Origin of the sequence: Micromonospora sp. NPDC049048 (genome assembly GCF_043197615.1) — a bacterium.
GTDB lineage: Bacteria > Actinomycetota > Actinomycetes > Mycobacteriales > Micromonosporaceae > Micromonospora.
Map to the genome: position 1 here is coordinate 25313 of NZ_JBICTM010000013.1, position 25236 is coordinate 50548.

The following is a 25236-nucleotide window of genomic DNA, read 5'->3' on the forward strand; positions in this document are numbered from 1 at the left end:
GGCGTCGGTTCGGCCGTAGCGGGTTTCGCGCGCGCCGACGAGGAGCATTCCCACCGCCGGGTCGACCAGTGGGGAGAGTTCCGTGGCTGTTGGACCGACGCCCGTCACCGGGCATCGCGGTCGGCGGGGGACCGGCCGGAGCGGGTGCGGGGCGGGTTTGCCGCTGGGCGTAGGCCGGCTGCGCTAGAGCGCACGAGAGCGCTGCTGCCGTGAACCTCTCCGTCACACCAGGGCGCTCGTCATCGCGAGACGAAGTCGCGCCGCTGCCGCCACCGCGTCTCGCGATGGGCGTCGTCACCGCCGTCTTCGCGAGCATCAGCCTCATCGGCTTTCTCCACGTCATGCTCCTGCCGGTCGGGCCGATCGCCATCGCGCTGTCGTTCACGTGCATCGCCATCCTGATGACGATGCAGTTGCTGTGGTACGGCCGGGACAACGGACGACTGCGTACGCCGCTGGGCTACGGCGTCCTCGTCACCCAGGCGGCGCTGGTCTACCTGCCGATCCTCGCCTTCGGCCAGGCATGGGTCGGCATGCCGGGCTTCCTGGCCGGCAGCGTCCTGCTCGTCCTGCGCCCGATCACGGCGTGGGTGGCCTTCAGCGTCGTCGTCGCCTCCATGGCCGTCGCCCAGTGGATCTTCACCCAGGCGCCGATCGACATGCTCTACACCGCGATCTCCACCGTCACGACGGGCCTCGTGGTCTACGGGCTGTCCCGGTTGACCGCCCTCGTCGTCGAGGTGCAGGAGAGCCGGGCGGAGATCGCCCGCATGGCGGTGCTGCGGGAGCGGCTGCGGTTCGCCCGCGACCTGCACGACCTGCTCGGCTACAGCCTGTCCGCGATCTCGCTCAAGATCGAACTCGTGCACCGGCTCATGGAGAAGTCGCCGCAGGAGGCGAGCGACCAACTGCTGGAGATCCTGGAGATATCGCGGGTCGCCCTCTCCGACGCGCGCACCGTGGCCAGCGGCTACCGCGAACTGTCGCTGGAGGAGGAGTGCCGCTCCGCCGTGTCCGTGCTCTCCGCCGCCGACATCCAGGTGCGGCTGGACAGCGACCACCTCGACCTGCCGGTGCAGGTGAGCACCGTGCTCGCCACGGTGCTGCGGGAGGGGGTGACCAACATCCTGCGGCACAGCAAGGCCAAGCGCTGCGACATCACCATCCGCCAGACGCAGGACGACGCCTGGATCGAGATCGTCAACGACGACTTGGCCGTCGGGGCACCCAGGGACCCGGGCAGCGGTCGCAACGGGCTGCGCAACCTGTCCGTACGCGCCCAGGAGATCGGCGGCTCGCTCTCGGTCGAGCAGCAGCCGGACCTGTTCCGCCTCTGTGCCAAGGTGCCCCTGCGGCTGGAGCGCCACGGGGCGTCCCGGTCACAGCCAGCCGGCCTCCCGGGCGACCCGGATGGCGTCGACGCGGTTCCGGGCGGACAGCTTGTTGACGATCGTGGTCAGGTAGTTGCGGACGGTACCGACTGAGAGGAACATCCGCGCCGCGATGTCGACGGCCTGGAGTCCCTCCGCCGTGAGGCGGAGCACCTCGGTCTCGCGTGCCGTGAGTGGGCACTCCGCGCTGTCCCAGGCGGCCATCGCGAGCTGACTGTCGACGACCCGGCGCCCGGCGGCGACGCTGCGGATGGCGTCGACCAGTTGCTCGGTCGGGGCGTCCTTCAGCAGGAAGCCGGTCGCCTTCGCCGACAGCGCCCGGCGGAGGGTGCCGGGCCGGCCGAGCGCGGTCAGGACGAGGGTGCGGATCTCCGGCAGGTGGGCCTGGATGTCCGCGATCGCGGAGAGCCCGTCCTTGCCCGGCAGGTCGATGTCGATGACGGCGACGTCGGGCCGGAACCGCTGCGCCATGGGCAGGATCTCCGTGCCCGAGGCGACCGCGGCGACGACCTCGATGTCCGGCTCCAGGTTGAGCAACGCGACCAGCGCATCCCGGACCATGTGCATGTCCTCGGCCAACAACACCTTGATCAACTTGGCATCCCCTGTCGGGCCGGCGCAATTAACCCCGTTCTATCACGCGCCCGCACGCATCATGAATGCCCTTTTCGCGCCCGCACGCGCAGTGCGGCGGTGCCATTTTCCGAAGGTGCCCGGTCTATTTACATTCCGTGTACGCCCAGGTACTCCTCGTTACAGGAAATGTCGTTTTCGGGTAGTCCGATGGCGAATTCGCCGACGCCGACCTCGGCCGGCCAGTCGAGTCCGAACGCCGAGGCGGAAACCCGTGCGTCACCCATGGTGAGGGCGCAGGTGGCGAGCCCGAGCATCGTGGCGACGAGAGAGAGCGTCTGCTGGAGCATGCCGACGTGCTTCAGGGTGGTGGCGTAGGAGATGCTGTCGTACACCCAGGACAGTCGGCCCGTCCGCGCCGTCATGGTGATCAGCACCGGCGGAGGTCGTCGGCCGCCGACGGAGACCCGCGCGTTGTCGAGCAGCTCGTCGACGTCGGCCGGGCTGGCGTTGACGAGGGTCAGCGCGTGCTCGACCGGGCTGTAGTGGTAGATCCCGCGCCCGAGGTCGGCGCAGCGGTCCACCGTCAGGTACAGCTCCAACTCGTACAGCGAACCCGCACTGGGGTACGGCCGTCGCGTCACCGTGTACCGCACGTTGTCCGGGGCCGTGGCCACCGTCTGCATCCGGACCCGCGCGGCGTGGAACAGCAACTCCCCGAGTTCCCGGGTCGACGGTGCCGCCTCCGCGAAGGCGCGGGTCGACCGGCGCCGGTCGACAGCCTCGGTGAGGGTCATCCCGTGCGGGACGGTGACGGGTGGCCGGTACATCGGGATCCGTGGCCCGGCGGGCGCCGGCTTGGCGGCGACCGGTGGCGGCAGGGCCGCCACGTGGCGGAACGTGGCGCCGGCGGGGTCGTCGTGCGTGCCGAGCCTGCTGCGCGAGTGGAACAACAGGTCGTACGGCGACCACATCCGCAGTGTGGGGTCGGTGTCCTCGTGGAACCGCGACGTGTCATCCGCACCGGCGACGACCATGCCGGCAGCGACCAGGTAGGCGACGATGTCGGCCACCTCCGGCAGCGCCAGGCCGGCCCTCCGGCTCACCTCCACGATGGTCGTCGCGCGGGGGAGCGCGCCGAGAACCAGCGCGGCCTGCGGCCGGTGCAGCACCACCCGGTGGTGCGACAGCGGGGACTCGAGCACCAGCTCGCCGTCCCGCTGGTGCGCGAACGCGAACCGGGACAGCTTGACGACCTGGTCCTCGGCGACCTCCGGCAGCTCGAGCATCCCCAGCGGGGACACCGGCTGGACGGAGAGCAGCGGCACCGGCGAGTCCCGCGAGCCGAGCGAGCGGACGATCCGGCCGGGCAGCCGGTCGAAGACCGTCCGGAGTGCGCGCCCGTCCAACCCGGCGACGTTGCCGAGCGCGACCGGCCCGTAGGTCATGCGGTGCAGGACCTCCTCGACCGAGGGCGCGGGCCGGCCCACCGGAACGTCACCCCAGCGGGTGAGGATCGTCAGACTGCCGTCCTCAGCCGTCTCGATGGTCACGTCGTCCCGGAAGGACCACAGCGACAGGCTCGGTCCGGGGCGGGACGTGTCGGCGTCGGATGGCAACCTGGCTCCTCGACGGGCGCGGCGGGTGACGCCGGATACGCCCTCTCTACACGAAAAGTGGTATCGGATTGAGGTTCTCGTACTCCGTGGGGCGGTCGAGCCGGCCCAGCCGCACCGGGACGTCGAACAACCGGCCCGGCGCGAACCGTGCCCAGAAGCCGCGCATCCCCGGCACGATGGCCTTCACCACGGGGAGCCCGACGTCCGGGCGGGTCTGGTCGAGCACGAGCACGTCGAGCCCGAGCGCCTCCAGCCGGTGCTGCACCGAGCGGACGTCGTCGAGCAGGTCGTCCGCCGGGGTGTGGCGGTAGTCGACCAGCCTGCGTGCCGGCACCGTCGGGTCGGGACGCAGGTAGGCGTCGCCGGCCCAGGTGGCGGTACGCCACCACCGTACGGCGTCGGGATCGGACCAGCCATACCCGCCGTCGTCGTCGCCACCGACCTCCGCCACGGTCGGCATCAACTGGTTCATCTCCGTCAACGCCCGGACCAGCGCCGCCCGTGGATCCGGGTGGGCGCCGAAGCCGAACATGATGTCCTCGCACCGTTTGTCGGTGCGCCGCGACAGCGCCGCCATCGTGGGGATGCCGACGTCGGACGTCACGTCCAGGACCCAGACCTCGCGGTGCAGGCCCGCGTAGACCTCCCGCAGCTCGTCGATCCAGCGGTCGCGGAAGCTGTCGAGATCCACCGCGGGGGCCTGCGTGCGGTTGTACCACCACAGGGCCACCGCGTCGCGCTCCACCAGCTCCAGCAGGCCCTGCAACAGCGCGTCCTCCAGGCTGCTGCCTGCGGCGTTGCCGTTCGAGTCCGCGCACAGCGTCAGGCCGCCGTGCTGCTCCGGCACGTTGAAGTAGAGCATCGAGGTGGGCAGCAGACGGTGCCGCTGCCCGGTGAGCGACCACACCGGCGTCCAGCTCGTCACGGCCCGCTCGTCGAACGGCGCGCACACGTACTGGAACGGCGAGCAGGTGGCGTTCCAGCGGGCCCGGTCGGCGTACTGCCGTTCGTCGAAGAGCAGGCAGGCGTCGGGGTGGATGGCGGTGTCCGCCAGCTCGGTGTAGCTGCCGGTCACCCGGGCCTCGTCGCCGTGGAAGTAGGCGCTGTGCCGCTCGACGGCCTCGCACAGCGCGCTCACCTCGGCGTGCAGGGGGCTCACGCCCTTGCCGCCGTTCTCGGCACGCAGCGCGAAGCGCATCTGCTCCGCGTTGCGGCGCGTGGTCAGCGCGAGGTTCGGGCCGGAGCGGTACGAGTTGAAGAAGGCCGGACCCCGCCCGTCGCGGGCGATTTCCTTGACCACGCCGCTGACCGGGCTCACCAGGTGCCCGTAGTCGTGCAGCACCCGCTCGGGCGGCAGAGCGCGGTGGCTGCCGCCCGAGCGGGACGCCTTCGGCCGGCTGCGCAGCGGCACGGGCCGGAACGCCCGGTCCCGTTCGATGCCGGGGTCGCCGCACTCCGGGCACTGCGGCCGTACGCGTACCTCGTGGTGCACGCCGCGCAGGCTGACGCTGTCCAACGTCCACACCGCGCGCTGCCCCTCGTCCCGGAGCCCGGCCGTCCACTTGACGGCCTCCAGCGCCACCAGGTGCAGGGCGGCGGCGCCGAGCGGGGGCAGCGTCACCGGCGGAGTGCCGATCCGGGTGTCGGAGCCGACGACGGCGCGCAGCCGCGTCTCGGCCTGGCGGTGGCCGCGCAGCCGATGCGCCAGGCAGTGCCAGCATCCCGTCGCGGCGGAGGGGTCGAACACCGGACCCACCCACACCTGTGCGCCGCCCGGCTTCGCGAGCAGCCAGGGCCGGCGTGCCGCGCGATGCGCGGCGTCGACGGCGGCCAGCCCCTCGTCGAGGTAGTCCGTACAGAGCACAATCGATAAGTCGGCGGACGAACGCGAAAAGTTCCCGGAAATCGGCGTCACCGTCAACCCGGCCGCCCGCAGCGCGTCCCGCGCCGCCCCGGCATCGGCCGGAGTGCCACCGAGGGAGACGAGGTCGACCCGGGCGCCGGCAGTGGCCCGTACGGCGGCGGTGGGCTCCAGCCCCGCCGACTCCCAGTACGCGAGCGCGGGCTCGTCGGCCGCCGCCTCCGGCGGGGGCCGCAGCGTGACCAGACCGGCGTCGACGAGCCGCCGGACGACCGCGCCGATCTCGGCGGACGACATCCCGGCAGGGCTGTCCCGGACGAGTTCCGCGAGGCCCCGAGTGCCGTCGAGCAACGGGGCCAGGGCCTCGACGTGCGCCCCGCTGACCGAGGTGGCGTCGCGTTCGGACAGCAGGTAGACCGCGTCGCCGGGCACCACGTGGGCCCGCAGGTGCCGCTTGAACCCGACGCGCAGTTGGGCATCCCCACCCGACATGGCTGCTCCCTGCTCGACCAGTGCCGCTCCAGTGACATTCCAGCGTGCCTCCAGCCAGCCTCCCGCCAGCGCACGCCCTGGGCAAGTGCCGCCGTCACATGCTGCCCCCTCGTTTGGTCACGCCCGCCCATGACGCGGTCACTATCGGCTCGACCCCGGCTTGGAATAGCGTGGAAGCCTGTCCTGACTCCCCCTGGTCGGAATCGTCGCTCTCGTCACGGAACCAGTACGCCGACACCACTCGTCGGCGGGTGGAATGTGCGGTGGATCCGACTGATAGCGAGGTCGGCGAAATGATTACCAAGTTTGCGGAACTGGGATCGATGTCGCACGAGGAGAAACTGACACTCCTCGCCGCGTTGCTGGAGTCGGCCGCCGACCCCGTGACCGAAGTCCGACGCCCCGAGCCACCGCCCGCCGTGCCGTCGGCGCGACCGGCGGGGAACCCGCTCGCCGGAGTGCGCTTCGAGTTGCTCGGCCCGCTCGTCATCCGGCACGACGGGGTCGACATCGCGCCGAGCGCACCGAAGCTGCGGCTGGTGCTGTCCGCGTTGCTGTTCAACGCGAACCAGCCGGTGGGCGCGTCGGTGCTCGTACGGGAGCTGTGGAGTTCGGGGGCACCCCGTACCGCCCACGCCACCCTCCAGACGTACATGTTCAAGGTGCGCAAGCTCTTCCGCGACGTGGCCGGCGGGTCCGTCGAGGACATCGCGCGCGACGTGCTGCTCACCTGCTCCGGCGGCTACACGCTGCGGGTGGACCCGAAACAGCTCGACATCGTCGAGTTCGACGACCTGGTCACGGCGGGCACGGCGGCGATGCACGCGGGCGACTACGAGCAGGCGGACGCGCACCTGCGCCGGGCGCTGGCGCTGTGGCGCGGCAACGTCGTGCACCAGGGCCAGTGGGGCCCGCAGCTGCGCGCCCAGGCCGCCCGGCTGGAGGAGCGGCGGTTCTACGCGTACACCACCCGGATCGACGCCGACCTGTGCCTGGGCCGGCACCGGGAGGCGACCTCCGAACTCGCGTCGCTGGTGGTGGAGCACCCGCTGCACGAGTCGGCGCACACGATGCTGATGCTCGCGCTGCACCGGTCCGGCCGTACGCCGGCCGCGCTGGAGGTCTACCTGCGGTTCCGCCGACGGATGCGGGGCGAACTCGGCATCGAGCCCTCGGACCGGATCCAGGCGCTGCACCTGGCCTTGCTGTCGACCGATCCGCTTCTCGCCGACCTGTCGCTCACCTCCGACATGCTGCTGGACCGGCTCGTCGGTCGGGCCCGTCAGGGGCGTCGACTGAGTTCTTCCGCTGTTACCGGGTGATGGACAGGCCGCGATTACCTTCAATTTCGCACTCGTGCGCAAAGGAGGAATAGCAATGACCACATCGCCGGTGAGAAACGGCACGTCGATCGGGCGTGCGACATTTGCCAACGACCCGGGACTGCTTTCGGACGTGCTGCGCCCGTACGCGAGGCCGAAGACCCAGTACCTGAAGTCGGCGACGGTCACCGTCGCGAACGGGCTGGCGAGCGCGGAGGGCGAGTTCGCCATCCCGTACCCGTGCTACATCGACGACACCGGGCACCTCAACTCGGTCGAGGTGAACATCTGCTTCAACCAGCTCATGTACTACCTGATCGCCAAGTGCGTCCAGGACCGGGCGGTTCCCGCGCTGGGCGCGTGGACGATGGACGACTACTGGGCCAAGCAGCTGCCGGACATGCTCATCGCGAACTTCACCAGCAAGTTCCGCCGGCCGATCGACTCGTCGTCGTTCCGCGGCGAGGTGGCCTTCGCCGAGTTCAGCGAGCGCAACCGCAGCAAGCCGGTGCAGATCATCGACATGCCCTGGCGCTTCTGGGACCACCAGGGCGGTGTGGCCGAGGGCGAGGTGCGGATGGCACTGATCAACCCGCCCGGTATGCGCTTCCAGGCCGACGCGGCGTGAGCCGCCCCCACCCGTACGTCCCCTGAGGAGGAGCCGGTGACTGTTCAGTTGCGCACCCTCGTCGACGTGGTGCGCAGGCACGCAGTCCAGCAGCCGGACGTCGTGGCCATGGTCTGCGAGGGCCGGCGCGTCGACTACGCCGCCCTGCACCGCGTCAGCAACCAGGCCGCGCGTGCCCTCCAGGCGGCGGGCCTGCGCCCCGGCGACCGCATCGCCTACCTGGGCAAGGAGTCCGAGCACTTCTACGAGCTGCTCTTCGGGGCCGCCAAGACCGGCGTGGTGCTGGTGCCGATCAACTGGCGGCTGGCCGCCGGCGAGGTCGAGCACATCCTGCGCGACTCCGGCGCCGCCCTGCTGTTCGTCGACTCCGACTCCGCCACCACGGCCGAGAAGCTGGCGGCGGAACTGCCGGCGCTGACGCGGGTGGTCGCGCTCGACGAGCCGGGTGCCGCCGGGGCGGGCTTCACCGCCTGGACGTCGGCGCAGCCGGACGCGAACGTGCTGGCCAGGGTCACCGCCGACACGCCGCTGGTGCAGATGTACACCAGCGGCACGACGGGGCTGCCCAAGGGCGTCGTCCTCGCGCACCGCAGCTTCTTCGCGGTACGCCAGGCGCTCGCCTCGGCCGAGCTCGACTGGATCGACTGGCGCGCGGGCGACGTCAGCCTCGTGGGCATGGCCGGTTTCCACATCGGCGGCCTCTGGTGGGCCACGCAGGGCTTCGTCTCGGGCGTGACGAACGTCGTGATGCGCGAGTTCACCACGGCGGGCGCGGTCGAGCTGATCAGGACGCTGCGCGTCACCACCGCCTGCCTGGTGCCCGCGATGCTGCGGCTGCTGCTGGCGGAGCCCGGTGTCTCGCGGGACGACTTCACCTCGCTGCGCAAGGTGGTCTACGGTGGCGCGCCCATCTCGGCGGCGCTGCTCGCCCGCTGTGTCGAGGGCTTCGGCTGCGAGTTCGCCCAGATCTACGGGCTGACCGAGACCGGCAACACGGCCATCTGCCTGCCCCCGGGAGACCACACGCCGGACAGCGGCAGGATGCAGGCGGCCGGGCGCCCGTACCCGGGCTTCCAGGTCAAGATCGCCGACGAACAGGGCAACCCGCTGCCGCCCGGCGAGGTCGGCGAGGTCTGGCTGCGTACCCCGGCGGCGATGGTGGAGTACTGGAACCTGCCGGAGGCCACGGCGAAGACGCTGGTCGACGGCTGGGTCGTCACCGGTGACGCCGGCGTGCTCGACGAGGACGGCTACCTGTTCATCCGGGACCGGATCAAGGACATGATCATCGTGGCGGGGGAGAACGTCTACCCCGCGGAGGTCGAGCACGTCATCGGCCGCCACCCGCTGGTCGCCGAGTCGGCCGTCGTGGGCGTGCCGGACGAGCGCTGGGGCGAGGCCGTGCACGCGTTCGTGGTGCCGGTGGAGGGCCAGCAGCTCACCGAACGCGACCTGGCCCTGCACCTGCGCGGCAAGCTCGCCGCGTTCAAGCAGCCCCTGCACTACGAGTTCATCGACCGGGTGCCCCGTAACCCGAGCGGCAAGATCCTGCGCCGCGAGCTGCGCGAGCGATTCTGGCAGGGCCACGAGCGCAGGGTGAGCTGATCGCGATGACCGGGGCGACCAGCGAGCGCGAGCCCTCCGCCCCGCTGTACCGGCCGCCACGGCGGCGCGCCCGTCCCGTCCGACCGCCCGCCGCCGGCCCCGTCCGGCGGCGCGGCGCGGACGGCAGCACCCCGCTCTAGCACCCGATTCCCCCCACCGGTCAGCTCTTGGAGTGACGTCGATGCCCGACAACGAGGAAAAGCTGCTCGACTACCTCCGGCGGACGACAGCGGAGCTGCGCGAGACGCGGCGGAAGCTGCGTGACGCGGAGGAGGCCGCACACGAGCCCATCGCGATCGTCGGCATGGCGTGCCGGTATCCGGGCGGCGTGCGTACGCCGGAGGAGCTGTGGGACCTGGTCGCCGCCGGGCGTGACGGGATCGGCGACTTCCCCACGGACCGGGGCTGGAACGTGGGGGAGCTGTACGACCCGACCCCGGGCGTACCCGGTCGGTCGTACACCCGGGAGGGTGGCTTCCTGCTGGACGCCGCGGACTTCGACGCCGAGTTCTTCGGGATCAGCCCGCGCGAGGCCTTGACGACGGACCCGCAGCAGCGGCTGCTGCTGGAGACCTCGTGGGAGGCGTTGGAGAACGCGGGCATCGACCCGACGGTCCTGCGCGGCAGCGACACGGGCGTCTTCGCCGGGATGATGTACCACGACTACGTGGGCAGCAGCGCCACGGGCTCGATCGCCTCGGGTCGGGTGGCGTACACCCTCGGGCTGGAGGGGCCGGCGGTCACCGTCGACACGGCGTGCTCGTCGTCGCTGGTCGCCCTGCACCTGGCCGTGCAGGCGCTGCGCAACGGCGAGTGCACGCTGGCGCTGGCCGGCGGCGTGACGGTGATGGCGACGCCGGAGACGTTCATCGAGTTCTCCCGGCAGCGGGGACTGTCGCCGGACGGGCGGTGCAAGTCCTTCGCCGCCGCCGCCGACGGGACCGGCTGGTCCGAGGGTGTCGGTGTGCTCGTGGTGGAGCGCCTGTCGGACGCCCGCCGCAACGGTCACCGGGTGCTGGCGGTGGTCCGCGGCACGGCCGTGAACTCCGACGGCGCGTCCAACGGGTTGACCGCCCCGAACGGGCCGGCGCAGCAGCGGGTGATCCGGGCCGCGCTGGCCAACGCCCGGCTGTCGGCGAGCCAGGTCGACGTGGTCGAGGCGCACGGCACCGGCACCACGCTGGGCGACCCCATCGAGGCGCAGGCGATCCTGGCCACGTACGGGCGGGACCGGGACCAGCCGCTGTGGCTGGGCTCGATCAAGTCGAACATCGGCCACACCCAGGCCGCGGCCGGCGTCGCGGGCCTGATCAAGATGGTGGGCGCGTTGCGGCACGGGCTGCTGCCGCGCACCCTGCACGTCGACGAGCCGTCCGGAAAGGTCGACTGGTCGGCGGGCGCGGTGTCGCTGCTGACCGAGCCGGTCGCGTGGCCGGCAGGCGAACGGCCGCGCCGCGCCGCCGTGTCGTCGTTCGGCATCAGCGGCACCAACGCGCACGTCGTGCTGGAGGAACCCGAGCCGGCCGAGCCCGTCGAGCCCGTCGAGCCCGCCCGACCTCCGGTGATTCCGTGGGTCCTCTCCGGACGCACCCCGGAGGCGGTACGGGCCCAGGCCGCGCGCCTGGCCAGGGCGGTGGCGGGTCGCGGCCCCGGCGACGCCGGGTTCGCCCTGGCCGTCGGGTTGACGCTGGCCGTCGGGCGTACCGCGTTCGAGCATCGCGCCGCGGTGGTGGGCCGCGACACCGGGGAGCTGGTACGCGCGCTGGAGGCCGGGGTGCGGCCAACCCGGGCGGGCAGCGGCGGGCGCCTGGCGTTCCTTTACACCGGCCAGGGCGCCCAACGCATCGGCATGGGCGCCGAGCTGGCCGCCGCGTATCCGGTGTTCGCCGCCGCCTACGACGAAGCCTGCACCGCTCTGGACGTGCACCTCGACAAGCCGCTACGGCAGGTCATCGACACCGACGAGGTGCACCAGACCGGCTACACCCAACCCGCCCTGTTCGCCTTCGAAGTCGCCCTGCACCGACTCCTCGAATCGTGGAACATCCGTCCCGACCTCGTCGCCGGACACTCCATCGGCGAACTCACCGCCGCCCACCTCGCCGGCATCCTCACCCTCACCGACGCCGCCACCCTCGTCACCACCCGCGCCCGCCTCATGCAAACCCTCCCCACCGGCGGCGCCATGATCGCCGTCCAGGCCACCGAAGACCAAGTCCGTCCTTACCTCAACGACCACGTCCACATCGCCGCCGTCAACACCAGCAGCGACCTCGTCATCTCCGGCGACGAAACCCCCACCCTCGCCGTCGCCGAGAAACTCGCCGCCGCCGGCCACCGGACGAAGCGGCTCACGGTCTCCCACGCGTTCCACTCGCACCTGATGGACCCGATGCTCGACGACTACCGGGCCGTCGCCGAATCCATCACCCACCACCAGCCCCACATCCCCGTCATCTCCACCCTCGACGGACAACCACTACAACCCACCCCCGACCACTGGGTCGACCAGGTCCGCCACGCCGTCCGCTTCCACGACGCCGTCACCACCCTCACCACCGACCACCACGTCACCACCCTGCTCGAAATCGGCCCCGACACCGTCCTCACCACCGCCGCCACCGGCGACACCACCACCGCCATCGCCACCACCCACCGCAACAAACCAGAGACCCACACCCTCACCACCGCCGTCGCCGCCCTGCACACCAACGGCATCCCCGTCGACTGGCCCACCTTCTTCACCGGCGCCCAGAGCACCGATCTGCCGACGTACCCCTTCGAACGCCAGCGGTACTGGGCGGAGAACACGACCGCGACGGGGGCGGCGAGTCGACTCGGCCTCGCCGACACCGAGCACCCCCTGCTCGGGGCGGCCGTCGCGCTGCCCGACCTCGACGGCGTCGTCTACACCGGCCGGCTGTCGACCGGCACCCACCCATGGCTCGCCGACCACGTCGTCGGAGGGGCCGTGCTCGTCCCCGGCGCGGCGCTCGTCGAACTCGCGATCCACGCCGCGGACGCGGTCGGCTGCCCGGTGGTGGAGGAGCTGACCATGGTCGCCCCGCTCGTCCTGCCCGCCGACGGCGCGGTGCAGTTGCGGCTGCGTGTGGGCGAACCGGACGACCAGGGCCGCCGTACCGTCGAGATCCACTCGCGCGGCGAGCGCACCGAGACCTGGACGGCGCACGCCACCGGACTGGTCACCGCCGAGCCGGCCACCGCGCCGCCCGCCGAGGCCGACTGGCCGCCCGCCCGGGCCGCGCCGGTCGACCTGACCGGCGCCTACGACCGGCTCGCCGACTCGGGCTACGAGTACGGGCGGGTGTTCCGTGGCGTCACGGCGGTGTGGGTACGCGGCGACGAACTGTTCGCCGAGGTCACGCTCCCCGAGCCGGACGAGCGGTACGCGCTGCACCCCGCCCTGCTGGACGCGGCGCTGCACGCCCCGCTGCTGGCCGACCCGACCGGTACGGGCGACACCGTGCTGCCGTTCTCGTGGCAGCAGGTGGTGCTGCACGCCACGAACGCCACCGCCCTGCGGGTCCGAATCGCCCCCGTCGACTCCGGCTGGGCGATCACCGCCACCGACGGCACGGGCGCGCCCGTGGTGTCGGTGGGCAGGCTGGAGACCCGCCCGGTCGGCGCGCTCGACGTCCGGCCGGCCCACCACGACTCGCTGTACGAGCTGACCTGGACCCCGGTGCCGGCCGCCGGAGGACGGGACGGGGACGTCCGGGTGCTCGACACGACCGCCTTCCCGCCCGGCCCGGCGGACACCCCTGCCCGCGTCCGCGCCGTGCTGCACCGCGTACTCGACGAACTCGGGTCGTGGCTGGCCGAACCCGCCGGCCCCCGCATCGTCGTACGGACCCGGGGCGCGGTGGCCCTGCCCGGCGAGGACGTCACCGACCTCGCGGGCGCGGCCGTGTGGGGCTTCGTCCGCTCGGTGCAGGCCGAACAGCCCGACCGGGTCGTACTGGTCGACGGCGACGTGCTGCTGGCCGACGACGAACCCCAGCTCGTGGTCCGCGACGGCGTCGCGTACGCCGCCCGGCTGGCCCGGGCAGCCACCGCCGACCCGGTCACCACGGACTTCGGCACCGGGACGGTGCTGGTCTCCGGCGCCTCCGGCGCCCTGGGCGCGGTGGTGTCCCGGCACCTGGTGACGGCCCACGGCGTACGCGACCTGCTGCTGGTGTCCCGCCGGGGCGCGGGCGCGCCGGGCGCCGAGGAGCTGGCGGCGGAGCTGACCGCCTCGGGCGCGTCGGTGCGGTGGGCGGCCTGCGACCTCGCGGACCGGGACGCGGTGGCGGCCCTGGTCGCCGGCCGTGACCTGTCGGCGGTCGTGCACGTCGCCGGCGTACTGGACGACGGCCTGCTGGCCTCGCTGTCGCCGGAACGCGTGGACCGCGTACTGGCGCCGAAGGTGGACGCCGCCTGGCACCTGCACGAGGCGACGGCCGGTAGGGAGCTGTCGGCGTTCGTGGTGTTCTCCTCGGCGGCGGGCGTCTTCGGCAACGTGGGCCAGGCGGCGTACTCCGCGGCGAACACGTTCCTGGACGCGCTGGTGGTGCGCCGCCGCGCGGCCGGCCTGACCGGGCAGTCCCTGGCCTGGGGCATGTGGGACGGCGGCATGGCGGGCGAGCTCACCGCCGCGGAGCGGCAGCGGCTGGCCCAGGCGGGCATCCGCGCCCTGCCGGTCGACGAGGGCCTGCGGCTCCTCGACGCGGCGCTGACCTGCGCCGCGCCGCTCCTCGTACCCATCGGGCTCGATCTCGGCGTGGTCGACGGCGCGCTCTACCGCGGCCTGGTCCGCCCCCGGCCCCGGCGGGCGTCGGCCACCGGCGACGACCTCGCCGCGCAACTGGCCGGCAGGTCCGGGCCGGAATGCGCCGACCTGCTGCTGGACCTGGTCCGCACCAACGTCGCGGCGGTGCTCGGGCACCGTGACCCCGACGCCGTCGACCCCGGTCGCGCCTTCACCGAGCTGGGCTTCGACTCCCTCGCCGCGCTGGAGCTGCGCAACCAGCTCAACGCCGCGACCGGCCTGCGGCTGCCCGCCACCCTGACCTTCGACCGGCCGAACACCCGCGCGGTCGCCGAGCTGCTGTACGAGCGGCTCGTCCCCGAGACGGGCACCGGCGGCGGGCTGCCGGAGGACGAGGTACGCCGCATCCTGCTCGCCATCCCCCTCGGCCGGCTACGCGACGCCGGCCTGATGGACAGCCTGCTCGAACTCGGCGGCGTACGGGTCGCCGCCGACGAGCCGGCCGACGAGCCCAGCGGATCCATCGACGACATGGACGCCGACGCACTGATCAGCATGGCGCTCGCCGACCTCGGTGGAGCGACGACGGAAGCGGGGAGCTGACCACATGGCCAACTCGCAGGAGAAGCTCGTCACCGCGCTGCGGGCCTCGCTCAAGGAGAACGAGTGGCTGCGGGAGCAGAACCGCAAGCTCAACTCGACGCTGCGCGAGCCGGTCGCCATCGTCGGCATGGCCTGCCGCTACCCGGGCGGGGTGCGGACGCCGGACGACCTGTGGGACCTCGTCGCCGCCGGCGGGGACGGCATCACCGGCTTCCCCACCGACCGCGGCTGGAACGTCGCCGACCTCTACGACCCCACGCCCGGCACGCCCGGCCGGTCGTACACGCGGGAGGGCGGGTTCCTGCACGACGCGGCCGAGTTCGACCCGGAGTTCTTCGGGATCAGCCCGCGCGAGGCGCTGACGATGGACCCGCAGCAGCGGCTGCTGCTGGAGATCTCGTGGGAGGCCCTGGAGAACGCCGGCATCGACCCGACCGGACTGCGCGGCAGCGACACGGGCGTCTTCGCCGGGATGATGTACCACGACTACGCCGAGAACAACGCCACCGGCGCGGTCGCCTCGGGTCGGGTGGCGTACACCCTCGGGCTGGAGGGGCCGGCGGTCACCGTCGACACGGCGTGCTCGTCGTCGCTGGTCGCCCTGCACCTGGCCGTGCAGGCGCTGCGCAACGGCGAGTGCTCGCTCGCGCTGGCCGGCGGGGTCACCGTGATGGCGACCCCGGAGACCTACGTCGCGTTCTCGCAGCAGCGCGGGCTCTCGCCGGACGGCCGGTGCAAGTCGTTCGCCGCCGCCGCCGACGGCACCGGCTTCGCCGAGGGCGTCGGCATGCTGGTCGTCGAGCGGCTCTCCGACGCCCGGCGCAACGGGCACCCGGTGCTCGCCGTCGTACGCGGCACCGCCGTCAACCAGGACGGCGCCTCCAACGGGCTGACGGCCCCGAGCGGGCCGGCGCAGCAGCGGGTGATCCAGGCGGCGCTGGCCAACGCCCGGCTGTCGGCCAACCAGATCGACGTCGTCGAGGCGCACGGCACGGGCACCACCCTCGGCGACCCGATCGAGGCCCAGGCCCTCCTCGCCACGTACGGACAGGACCGGGACCGCCCGCTGCGGCTCGGCTCGATCAAGTCGAACATCGGCCACACCCAGGCCGCCGCGGGCGTCGGCGGCATCATCAAGATGGTCCTCGCCATGCGGCACCGACTGCTGCCGAAGACGCTGCACGTGGACGCCCCCAGCGACCAGGTCGACTGGACCGAGGGCGCGGTCGACCTGCTGACCGAGGCGGTCGCCTGGCCCCGGGGCGCCGAGCCGTCGCGCGCCGGTGTCTCGTCGTTCGGCGTCAGCGGCACCAACGCCCACGTGATCCTGGAGGAACCGCCCGCGCGGGAGGAGACCGGGTCCGACCCCGAGGCGACCGGACCGGTGCCCTGGGTGCTGTCCGGCCGTACGCCCGAGGCGCGGCGCGACCAGGCGGCCCGGCTGGCAGCCCACCTCGATTTGCACCCCACGGCCCCGGCCGACGTCGCCGCCGCCCTGGCGGCGCGTACCCGCTTCGAGCACCGGGCGGTCGTCGTCGGCACCGACCCCGCCGAACTGCGGGCCGGCCTGGCCGCCGTCGCGGCGGACGAACCGGCGCCCGGCGTCGCCACCGGCACCGCGCCGGGCGACGCGCCACGGGTCGTCTTCATGTTTCCCGGTCAGGGCTCGCAGTGGGCGGGCATGGCCGTCGAGCTGATGGACACCGCCGAGGTCTTCGCCGACCGGATGGACGAGTGCGCGAAGGCCGTCGACGCCTTCACCGACTGGTCCCTGCTGGACGTCGTCCGGGGCGTGCCCGGGGCGCCGTCGCTGGACCGGGTGGACGTGGTGCAGCCCGTGCTGTTCGCCGTCATGGTGTCGCTGGCGGCGCTGTGGCGCTCGTACGGCGTGCGGCCCGCCGCCGTGGTGGGGCACTCCCAGGGCGAGATCGCCGCCGCCGTCGTCGCCGGCGCGCTCACCCTCGACGACGGCGCGCGGGTCGTCGCGCTGCGCAGCCGGGCGATCGCCGCCGGGCTGGCCGGACGCGGTGGCATGGCCTCCGTGGCGGCACCCCGGGCGGAGGTGGAGGCGCGCCTCGCCCGGTGGGACGGGGCGATCTCGGTCGCCGCCGTCAACGGGCCCGCCGCCACCGTCGTCTCCGGCGAGCCCGACGCGCTCAAGGAACTGCTGGCCGCGTGCGAGGCCGACGGGACCCGGATGCGGATGATCCCGGTCGACTACGCCTCGCACTCCGCGCAGGTCGAGGCCATCCGGGAGGAGCTGCTGCGCGTCCTCGCCGACGTCCGGCCGCGCCGCGCCGACGTGCCGCTCTACTCCACCCTCACCGGCGAGGTCGCCGACACCGCCACCCTCGACGCCGCCTACTGGTACGCGAACCTGCGCGGCACGGTCCGGTTCGAGGAGGCCATCGACCGCCTCCTCGCCGACGGGCACGACGTCCTCGTGGAGATCAGCCCCCACCCCGTGCTCGGCATGGGCGTGCGCGAGATCCTGGACCGGGCCGACGCGCCGGCCACGCTCGTCGCGTCGCTGCGGCGTGACGAGGGCGGCCTGTCCCGCTTCCTGCTCTCCCTCGCCGAGGCGTACGTGCGCGGGGTCGGCGTCGACCTCTCCCGGCACACCCGGGGCGTCCCGGCCCCGCTGCCGACGTACGCGTTCCAGCACCAGCGGTTCTGGCAGCTCGCGGCGGCGTCGGCCGTGGACGCGCGCGGCCTCGGCATCGACGTCGTCGGCCACCCGCTGCTCGGCGCCGCGCTCACCGTCCCGGAGCGGGACCTCGTCGTGCTCGCCGGCCGGATCAGCCTCCAGACGCACCCGTGGCTCGCCGACCACGCCGTGCTGGACACCGTCCTGCTGCCCGGCACGGCGCTGGTGGAACTCGCCGTACGCGCCGGCGACGAGGTCGGCTGCCCCGCCGTCGAGGAACTCGTCATCACCGCCCCGCTGGTCGTTCCGGCGCACGGCGGGGTGGCCCTGCGGCTCACCGTGGAGGCGCCGGACGAGCACGGCCGCCGTGCGCTCGGCGTCTACGGGCAGACCGACGGCGAGGCGCGGATCGGGATGTGGACGCGCCACGCCACCGGCGTGCTGGCCCCCGCCACGGCGGCGGGCGAACACCTCACCGAGTGGCCGCCGGCCGACGCGCTGGCGGTCGACCTCGGCGACCTGTACGACCGGCTCGCCGGGCTCGGCCTGCGGTACGGCCCCGTGTTCCAGGGGCTGCGGGCCGCGTGGCGGCGCGGCGACGAGACGTACGCCGAGGTGGCCCTGCCGCAGGGCGTCGACGTCGACGGGTTCGGCCTGCACCCGGCGCTGTTCGACGTCGCCCTGCACGCCCTCGCCGGGGACGCCGGCGACGGCGCGGCGAGACTGCCGTTCTCGTGGAGCGGCGTGACGCTGCACGGGGCGGGCGCGACGAGCCTGCGTGTCCGGCTCACCAGGACGGGGCCGGACAGCGCGGCCCTGCTCCTCGCGGACGACACGGGCACCCCGGTCGCCTCCGTGGCGGCGCTGACCGTACGCGCGTTGGCCCCGCAGGCGCTCAAGGGGCGCAGTGGCTTCGTCGAGTCGCTGTTCCGGCTGGAACAGGTGCCGCTGACCGTCGGCCGGGGCGAGCGCGGCACGTGGCAGACGCTGGGCGACACGGCCGTCTTCGACGCGCCGCCGGTGGCGCTGGCCGACGTGGCCGCCGACACGCTCTTCCTGCCGTGCTCCGCCGCCGCCGCCGACATCTCCGCGGTGCCCGACCTCACGGCGTACGCGCTGAACACGCTCCAGCGGTGGCTCGCCGACCCACGCCAGTCCGAGACGAGGCTCGTCGTCGTGACCCGCCCGGACGACCTCGCCGGCGCGGCGGTGCACGGTCTGGTCCGCTCGGCCCAGGCGGAGAACCCGGGGCGGATCGTCCTGCTGGAGGCCGACCACACCGCCGGCGACCTGGTGGCGGCGGCGCTGGCGACCGGCGAGCCGGTGCTCTCCGTCCGCGACGGCGTGGTGCGCGCGCCCCGCCTGGCCCGGGTGCCCGAGCAGGACGTCGCCGAACCGGCGGTGTTCGGCCCGGAGAGCAGGGTGCTCGTCACCGGCGGCACCGGCACCCTGGGCGGGCTGGTCGCCCGCCACCTGGTCACCGAGCACGGCGTACGCGAGCTGGTGCTGACCAGCCGCCGGGGTCTCGCCGCCGCCGGCGCCGAGGTGCTGCGCGACGAACTCGAAGAGCTGGGCGCGAGCGTGACCGTCCTGCCGTGCGACGTCGCGGACCGGGAGCAGGTGGCGGCGCTGCTCGAGGCGTACCCGGTCACCGGCGTCGTGCACACGGCGGGCGTGATGGCCGACGCCACCATCGCCACGCTCACCCCCGACCGGCTCGCCGAGGTGCTGCGGCCCAAGGTGGACGCGGCCTGGCACCTGCACGAGCTGGCCGGCGACGTCACCGCCTTCGTCCTCTTCTCCTCGGCCGCCGGCATCTTCGGCAGCCCCGGCCAGGGCGCCTACGCGGCAGCGAACGCGCTGCTCGACGCGCTCGCGGCGCGGCGGCGCGCCGCGGGCCTGCCCGCCCACTCGCTCGCCTGGGGACTCTGGGCCGAGCGCAGCGAGATGACCGCCGACGTGGGCGGCGCGCAGCTGAGCCGGATGGCGCGCAGCGGCATGGGCGAGCTGCCCAGCAAGGACGGCCTGGCGCTGTTCGACGCCGCGATCCGGTCGGCCGACGCGCTGCTGGCGCCGGTGCCGGTGGACCTGGCCGCGTTCGGCCGGGACGACCGGGAACCGCCGGAGCTGCTGCGCGGTCTGGTCCGCGCCCCGGCCCGCCGGACGGTGGGCGGCTCCTCCCTCGCCCAGCGGCTGGCCGAGGTGCCCGCCGAACGCCGGCACGAGGTGGTGCTGGAGGCGGTGCTCACCCGGGTCGCGTCCGTCCTCGGCTACGCCCGGGCGGACAAGCTGCCGGCCGGCCGCCCCTTCAAGGAACTCGGCTTCGACTCGCTCACCGCGCTCGACCTGCGCAACCAGCTCGGCGCGGCGACCGGGCTGCGGCTGCCCGCGACGCTGGTCTTCGACTACCCGACGCCCGAGGCGCTGGCCGGGCACCTGGTGACGCAGCTGGCCGGCGGGCGGACCGCGACGGCGGACGTCGCCTCGGCGCGACACGAGCACGAGCCGATCGCGATCGTCGGCATGGCCTGCCGGTTCCCCGGCGACGTGCGTACGCCCGAGGACCTGTGGCGGCTGCTGGCCGGCGGCGGCGACGCCATCGGGCCGTTCCCCACCGGTCGGGGGTGGAACCTCGACGCGCTGTTCGACCCGGACCCGGACAACCCGGGCACCAGCTACGTCGACCGGGGCGGCTTCCTGCACGACGCGGCCGACTTCGACCCCGGCTTCTTCGGCATCTCCCCGCGCGAGGCGCTGGCCATGGACCCGCAGCAGCGGCTGCTGCTGGAGACCTCCTGGGAGGCGCTGGAGCGCGCCGGCATTGACCCGACCGCGCTGCGCGGCAGCCGCACCGGCGTGTACGCGGGCGTCATGTACAACGACTACGGCACCGTGCTCAGCGGCTCCGCCGAGTCGGTCGACGGGTTCCTCTCCACCGGCAACTCCGGCGGCGTGATCTCGGGCCGGATCTCGTACTCGCTCGGGCTGGAGGGCCCGACGATGACCGTCGACACGGCCTGCTCGTCGTCGCTGGTCGCCCTGCACCTCGCCGTCTCGGCGCTGCGCAACGGCGAGTGCTCCCTCGCGCTCACCGGGGGCGTGTCGGTGATGTCGACGCCGGGCACCTTCCTGGAGTTCTCCCGGCAGCGCAACCTCGCCCCCGACGGGCGGTGCAAGTCGTTCGCGGGCGCGGCCGACGGCACGTCGCTCTCCGAGGGCGTCGGCGTGCTGGTCGTCGAGCGGCTCTCCGACGCCCGGCGCCACGGGCACCCCGTGCTGGCGGTGGTACGCGGCTCCGCCGTCAACTCCGACGGCGCCTCCAACGGCCTCACCGCCCCGAACGGGCCGTCGCAGCAGCGGGTGATCCGGGCCGCCCTGGCCGACGCGCGGCTGTCCCCGTCCGACGTCGACGTGGTCGAGGCGCACGGCACCGGCACCACCCTGGGCGATCCGATCGAGGCGCAGGCCGTCCTCGCCACGTACGGCCAGGACCGGACCGCGCCGGTGCTGCTCGGTTCGGTCAAGTCGAACCTCGGGCACACGCAGGCCGCGGCCGGCGTCGCCGGCGTCATGAAGATGGTGCTGGCGCTGCGCCACGGCGTGCTCCCGCAGACGCTGCACGTGGACGAGCCCTCGCCGCACGTGGACTGGTCCGCCGGCGCGGTACGCGTCGCCGCGGAGGCCGTCCCGCTCACCACCGCCGACCGTCCGCTGCGGGCCGCCGTGTCATCCTTCGGCATCAGCGGCACCAACGCCCACGTCGTGCTGGAGCAGGCCGACCCGGTGCCGCCGGCCGACGAGCCGGACGTGCCGTTCACGCCGTGGCTGCTCTCGGCGCGTACCGAGGAGGGGCTGCGGGCGCAGATCCCGCGGCTGCGCGCCCACGTCGCCGCCGACCCGACGCTGCGCCCGGTCGACGTCGCGTACACGCTCGCCACCGGGCGGGCCGGGTTCCCGCACCGCGCGGTGCTGCTCGGCGACAAGGTGGTGACCGGCACGGCCGACGGCGGGAAGCTCGCGATGGTCTTCACCGGGCAGGGGTCGCAGCGGGTCGGCATGACGGCGGAGCTGATGGCCTTCCCCGCGTTCGCGGCGGCGTTCGACGAGGTGTGCGCGGAACTCGACAGGCACCTTGAGCGGCCGTTGCGGGAGGTGCTGGACACCGAGGAGGTGCATCAGACGGGGTGGGCGCAGCCGGCGTTGTTCGCGGTGGAGGTGGCGCTGTTCCGGTTGTTCGAGTCGTGGGGGGTGCGGCCGGACTTCGTGGCGGGGCACTCGATCGGTGAGCTGGCGGCGGCGCACGTGGCGGGGGTCTGGTCGCTGGCCGATGCCGCGAAGGTCGTCGCGGCGCGGGGCCGGCTGATGCAGGCGCTGCCGGCCGGTGGTGCGATGGTGGCCGTACGCGCCACAGAGGACGAGGTGGCGCCGCTGCTGTCGGGCGACGTGGCGATCGCGGCGGTGAACGGGCCGGAGTCGGTGGTGCTCTCCGGCGACGAGGCCGCCACCCTCGCCGTCGCCGAGAAGCTGTCAGGGAAGGGCCGCCGGGCGCGGCGGCTCACCGTGTCGCACGCGTTCCACTCGCCGCTGATGGACCCCATGCTCGACGCGTACCGCGCCGTGGTGGCCCAGGTGGACTGCCGGGAGCCGGCCGTCGAGCTGGTCTCGACGGTCACGGGCGGGCCCACCACCCTGGACGCCGGCCACTGGGTGCGGCAGGTACGCGAACCGGTCCGGTACGCCGACGCGGTCGCCACGCTGGCCGCGTCCGGGGCCACCACCTTCCTGGAGATCGGGCCCGACGCGGTGCTCACCGCGCTCGGCCGCAACGTGGCCGACGGCGAGTGGATCCCGGCGTGCCGCAAGGGCCGCGCCGAACCGGAGACCGTGGCCGACGCGCTCGCCCGGCTGGTGGTACGCGGCACGCCCGTCGACTGGCCCTCGGTGGTGCCGGGACGGACCGTGGAACTGCCCACCTCCGTCTTCCAGCACCAGCCGTACTGGCCCCGGCCGGGCACCGGCACCGGCGACGCGAGCGGGCTGGGCCAGACGCGGGCCGACCACCCGCTGCTGGGCGCGGCGGTCGAACTGCCGGACGGCGGCGCGGTCTTCACGGGCCGGCTCGCGCTGGCCACCCATCCATGGCTGGCCGACCACGCGGTGGCGGACCTGGTGCTGCTGCCCGGCGCGGCGCTGGTCGAGCTGGCAGCCCACACCGGCCGGGAGCTCGGCTGCCCCCGGGTCGAGGAACTGACGTTGGAGGCGCCGCTGGTGCTGCCCGAATCCGGCGGCGTCCAGGTGCGCGTGACGGTGGGCGCCCCGGCAGCCGACGGCGAGCGGGAGGTGGGCGTGCACTCCCGGGCAGAGGACGGCGACGGCTGGACGACCCACGCGGTGGGCCTGCTGACCCCGGCCGGGACCGCCGGCACCGACCTGCGGGCCTGGCCCCCGGACGCCGACCCGGTCGACGTGTCCGCCGCGTACGACGACCTGTTCGCGCGCGGCCTGCGCTACGGCCCGGTGTTCCAGGGCCTGACGGCGGCCTGGCGGCGCGGCGACGAGGTGTTCGCCGAGCTCACCCTGCCCGAGGCGGCGCACGCCGACGCGGGCCGCTTCGGCCTGCACCCGGCGCTGCTGGACGCCGTCCTGCACGCGGTGGCGTCGACCGGCGACGGCGACGCGGTGCTGCCGTTCTCGTGGCGCGGGTTCACCGTGCACGCGGCGGGCGCCGACCGGCTGCGGGCCCGGATCGTGCCCGGCGACGGCACGGCGGCCATCACCCTGGCCGACGCGGCCGGCACCCCGGTGGCCACCGTCGAGGCGCTGGCGGTGCGCCCGGTGTCGCCGGAACAGCTGGCCGCCCTGCGCCGCGACCGGCACGAGTCGCTGCTGCGTATGGAGTGGACGCCGCTGGCCGGAGTGTCCCGGCCGCGTACCGTGGTGGTGCTCGGGGACCGGATCGACGGCCTCGACGCGACCGCGTACCCGGACCTGGCGGCCCTCGCCGCCGCCGTCGACGCGGGCGCCGCGACGCCCGAGGTGGTGGTGGCGCGGTGCGCCGTCGACCGGGGGCCCACGGAGGACGTACGGGCGCGCGCCGCCACCCACCAGACTCTCGACCTGGCGCAGCGGTGGCTCGCCGACGAGCGCTTCGCCGCCGCCCGCCTCGCCGTCCTGACCAGCGGCGCCGTGGCCACCGGCCCCGACGCCGACGTCACCGACCTGGCGGGGGCCGCCGCCTGGGGCCTGCTCCGCTCCGCCCAGTCCGAGCACGGCGACCGGTTCGTCCTGGTCGACGTCGACGCGGACACCGACGCCGGTCTGCCGGCCGCGCTCGCTTCCGACGAGCCGCAGCTCGCCGTACGCGGCGCCGACGTCCTGGTGCCCCGCCTGGTCCGGGCCGGCGGCACCGCCGACCCCGACGCGGCCGGGTTCGAGGGAACCGTCCTGGTCACCGGCGCCACCGGCGCGCTCGGGCGGCTCGTCGCCCGGCACCTGGTCGCCCGGCACGGGGTCCGCGAGCTGGTGCTGGCCAGCCGCAGCGGCCCCGCCGCCGAGGGCGCGGCCGACCTGCGCGACGAACTCGTCGCCCTGGGCGCCGAGGTCACCGTCGCCGCGTGCGACGTCGCCGACCGCGACGCGCTCGCCGCGCTGCTCGCGACGCACCCGGTGCGCGGCGTGGTGCACACGGCGGGCGTCGTCGACGACGGCGTACTCTCCTCGCTCACCCCGGAGCAGGTCGACCGGGTGCTGCGACCCAAGGTCGACGCCGCGACGAACCTGCACGAGCTGACCGGGGACCTGACGGCGTTCGTCCTGTTCTCCTCGGCCTCCGGGGTGCTCGGCGGGCCCGGCCAGGGCAACTACGCCGCCGGCAACGCCTACCTGGACGCGCTCGCCCAGCACCGGCGGGTCAACGGACTGCCGGGCGTGTCGCTGGCCTGGGGCCGCTGGGCGCAGGCGGGCATGGCCGAGCAGCTGAGCGAGGCCGACCTGCGGCGCATGTCGCGCTCCGGCATCGACGCGCTCGCCGTCGAGGAGGCGCTGGAGCTGTTCGACGTGGCGCTGCGTACCGGGGGCATGGTGGCGCCCATCAAGCTCGACCAGCGGGCCCTGCGGGAACGCGCCGTCGCCGGCATGGTGCCGCCGGTGCTCAGCGGGCTCGTCCGGGTGCCCGCCAGGCGGGCGGCCGACGCCGACGCGGGGGCGGCCGACGCCCTGCGGCAGCGGCTCGCGGGACAGGGCCCCGAGGAGGCCGAGGCCATCCTGCTCGACGTGGTGCGTACCCAGGTGGCGGGGGTGCTGGCCTACCCGGACCCGGGTGCCGTCGCCGCCGACCGGCCGTTCAACGAGCTCGGCTTCGACTCGCTCACGGCGGTCGAGCTGCGCAACCGGGTGAGCGCGGCGACCGGGCTGCGGCTGAGCGCGACGCTGGTGTTCGACCACCCGACGTCCAAGGCCCTCGCCGCGTACCTGGGGGCCGAGCTGTCCGGCGAGTCCGGCGGAGCCAACGCGGTGCTCTCCGCGTTCGCCGAACTCGACCGCCTCGAGGCGGTCCTGCGTGACGTCGACGAGCAGTCCCGTACCCGGCTGTCGCTGCGGCTGCGGGACGTGCTCGCGAAGCTCGGCGGCGAGCCGGCAGCCACCGGAAACGACATCGAATCCGCGACCGACGACGAGGTCTTCGCTCTCATCGACAGCGAACTCGGGATCTCATGACAGTGCGA

The 25236-nt window shown here is 73.9% G+C and carries 9 protein-coding genes; 6 read left to right on the forward strand and 3 right to left on the reverse strand.

The annotated features are described in order from the left end of the window. Nucleotides 1-284: 284 nt before the first annotated feature. Entirely contained in the window at nt 285-1484 is a 1200-nt protein-coding gene (locus tag ACGFIG_RS29510) for a sensor histidine kinase (RefSeq protein WP_393008462.1), read from the forward strand. On the opposite strand, the gene ACGFIG_RS29515 is transcribed toward ACGFIG_RS29510, so the two are convergent. The 3 genes from ACGFIG_RS29515 to ACGFIG_RS29525 form a co-directional block, all read right to left on the reverse strand. Beyond that, nucleotides 1380-1985 (reverse strand): DNA-binding response regulator, encoded by a 606-nt coding sequence (locus tag ACGFIG_RS29515; protein WP_393008464.1) that lies wholly within the window; start codon nt 1983-1985, stop codon nt 1380-1382. The two genes, ACGFIG_RS29510 and ACGFIG_RS29515, sit on opposite strands and share 105 nt — an antisense overlap. A 128-nt stretch (nt 1986-2113) precedes the next feature. Then, nucleotides 2114-3583: a SagB family peptide dehydrogenase gene (locus ACGFIG_RS29520; RefSeq protein ID WP_393008466.1), complete on the reverse strand. Its 1470-nt coding sequence runs from the start codon at nt 3581-3583 to the stop codon at nt 2114-2116. A 46-nt stretch (nt 3584-3629) separates the two neighbouring features. Continuing rightward, nucleotides 3630-5936, reverse strand: a complete 2307-nt coding sequence (locus ACGFIG_RS29525; RefSeq protein WP_393008468.1) for a TOMM precursor leader peptide-binding protein — start codon at nt 5934-5936, stop codon at nt 3630-3632. 293 nt (nt 5937-6229) lie between these two features. Here ACGFIG_RS29525 and ACGFIG_RS29530 point away from each other — a divergent pair, with 293 nt between their 5' ends. From ACGFIG_RS29530 to ACGFIG_RS29550, 5 genes are all read left to right on the forward strand, one after another. Then, nucleotides 6230-7258 (forward strand): BTAD domain-containing putative transcriptional regulator, encoded by a 1029-nt coding sequence (locus ACGFIG_RS29530; protein WP_393008470.1) that lies wholly within the window; start codon nt 6230-6232, stop codon nt 7256-7258. A 55-nt stretch (nt 7259-7313) separates the two neighbouring features. After that, entirely contained in the window at nt 7314-7886 is a 573-nt protein-coding gene (locus ACGFIG_RS29535; RefSeq protein ID WP_393008472.1) for an FcoT family thioesterase, read from the forward strand. A gap of 36 nt (nt 7887-7922) precedes the next feature. Continuing rightward, nucleotides 7923-9491, forward strand: coding sequence for a fatty acid--CoA ligase (locus ACGFIG_RS29540; protein WP_393008473.1), 1569 nt, complete (start codon nt 7923-7925; stop codon nt 9489-9491). A 172-nt stretch (nt 9492-9663) separates the two neighbouring features. Further along, nucleotides 9664-14865: a type I polyketide synthase gene (locus tag ACGFIG_RS29545; RefSeq protein ID WP_393008475.1), complete on the forward strand. Its 5202-nt coding sequence runs from the start codon at nt 9664-9666 to the stop codon at nt 14863-14865. 4 nt (nt 14866-14869) lie between these two features. Then, complete coding sequence (locus ACGFIG_RS29550) at nt 14870-25228, forward strand: SDR family NAD(P)-dependent oxidoreductase (protein ID WP_393008477.1); 10359 nt, start codon at nt 14870-14872, stop codon at nt 25226-25228. Nucleotides 25229-25236 lie beyond the last annotated feature (8 nt).

Excerpts from the sequence above, each read along its gene's own strand:
- ACGFIG_RS29510 (WP_393008462.1), top strand. The coding sequence starts at position 285 with ATGGGCGTCGTCACCGCCGTCTTCGCGAGCATCAGCCTCATCGGCTTT.
- ACGFIG_RS29525 (WP_393008468.1), bottom strand. The coding sequence starts at position 5,936 with ATGTCGGGTGGGGATGCCCAACTGCGCGTCGGGTTCAAGCGGCACCTG.
- ACGFIG_RS29530 (WP_393008470.1), top strand. The coding sequence starts at position 6,230 with ATGATTACCAAGTTTGCGGAACTGGGATCGATGTCGCACGAGGAGAAA.
- ACGFIG_RS29535 (WP_393008472.1), top strand. The coding sequence starts at position 7,314 with ATGACCACATCGCCGGTGAGAAACGGCACGTCGATCGGGCGTGCGACA.
- ACGFIG_RS29550 (WP_393008477.1), top strand. The coding sequence starts at position 14,870 with ATGGCCAACTCGCAGGAGAAGCTCGTCACCGCGCTGCGGGCCTCGCTC.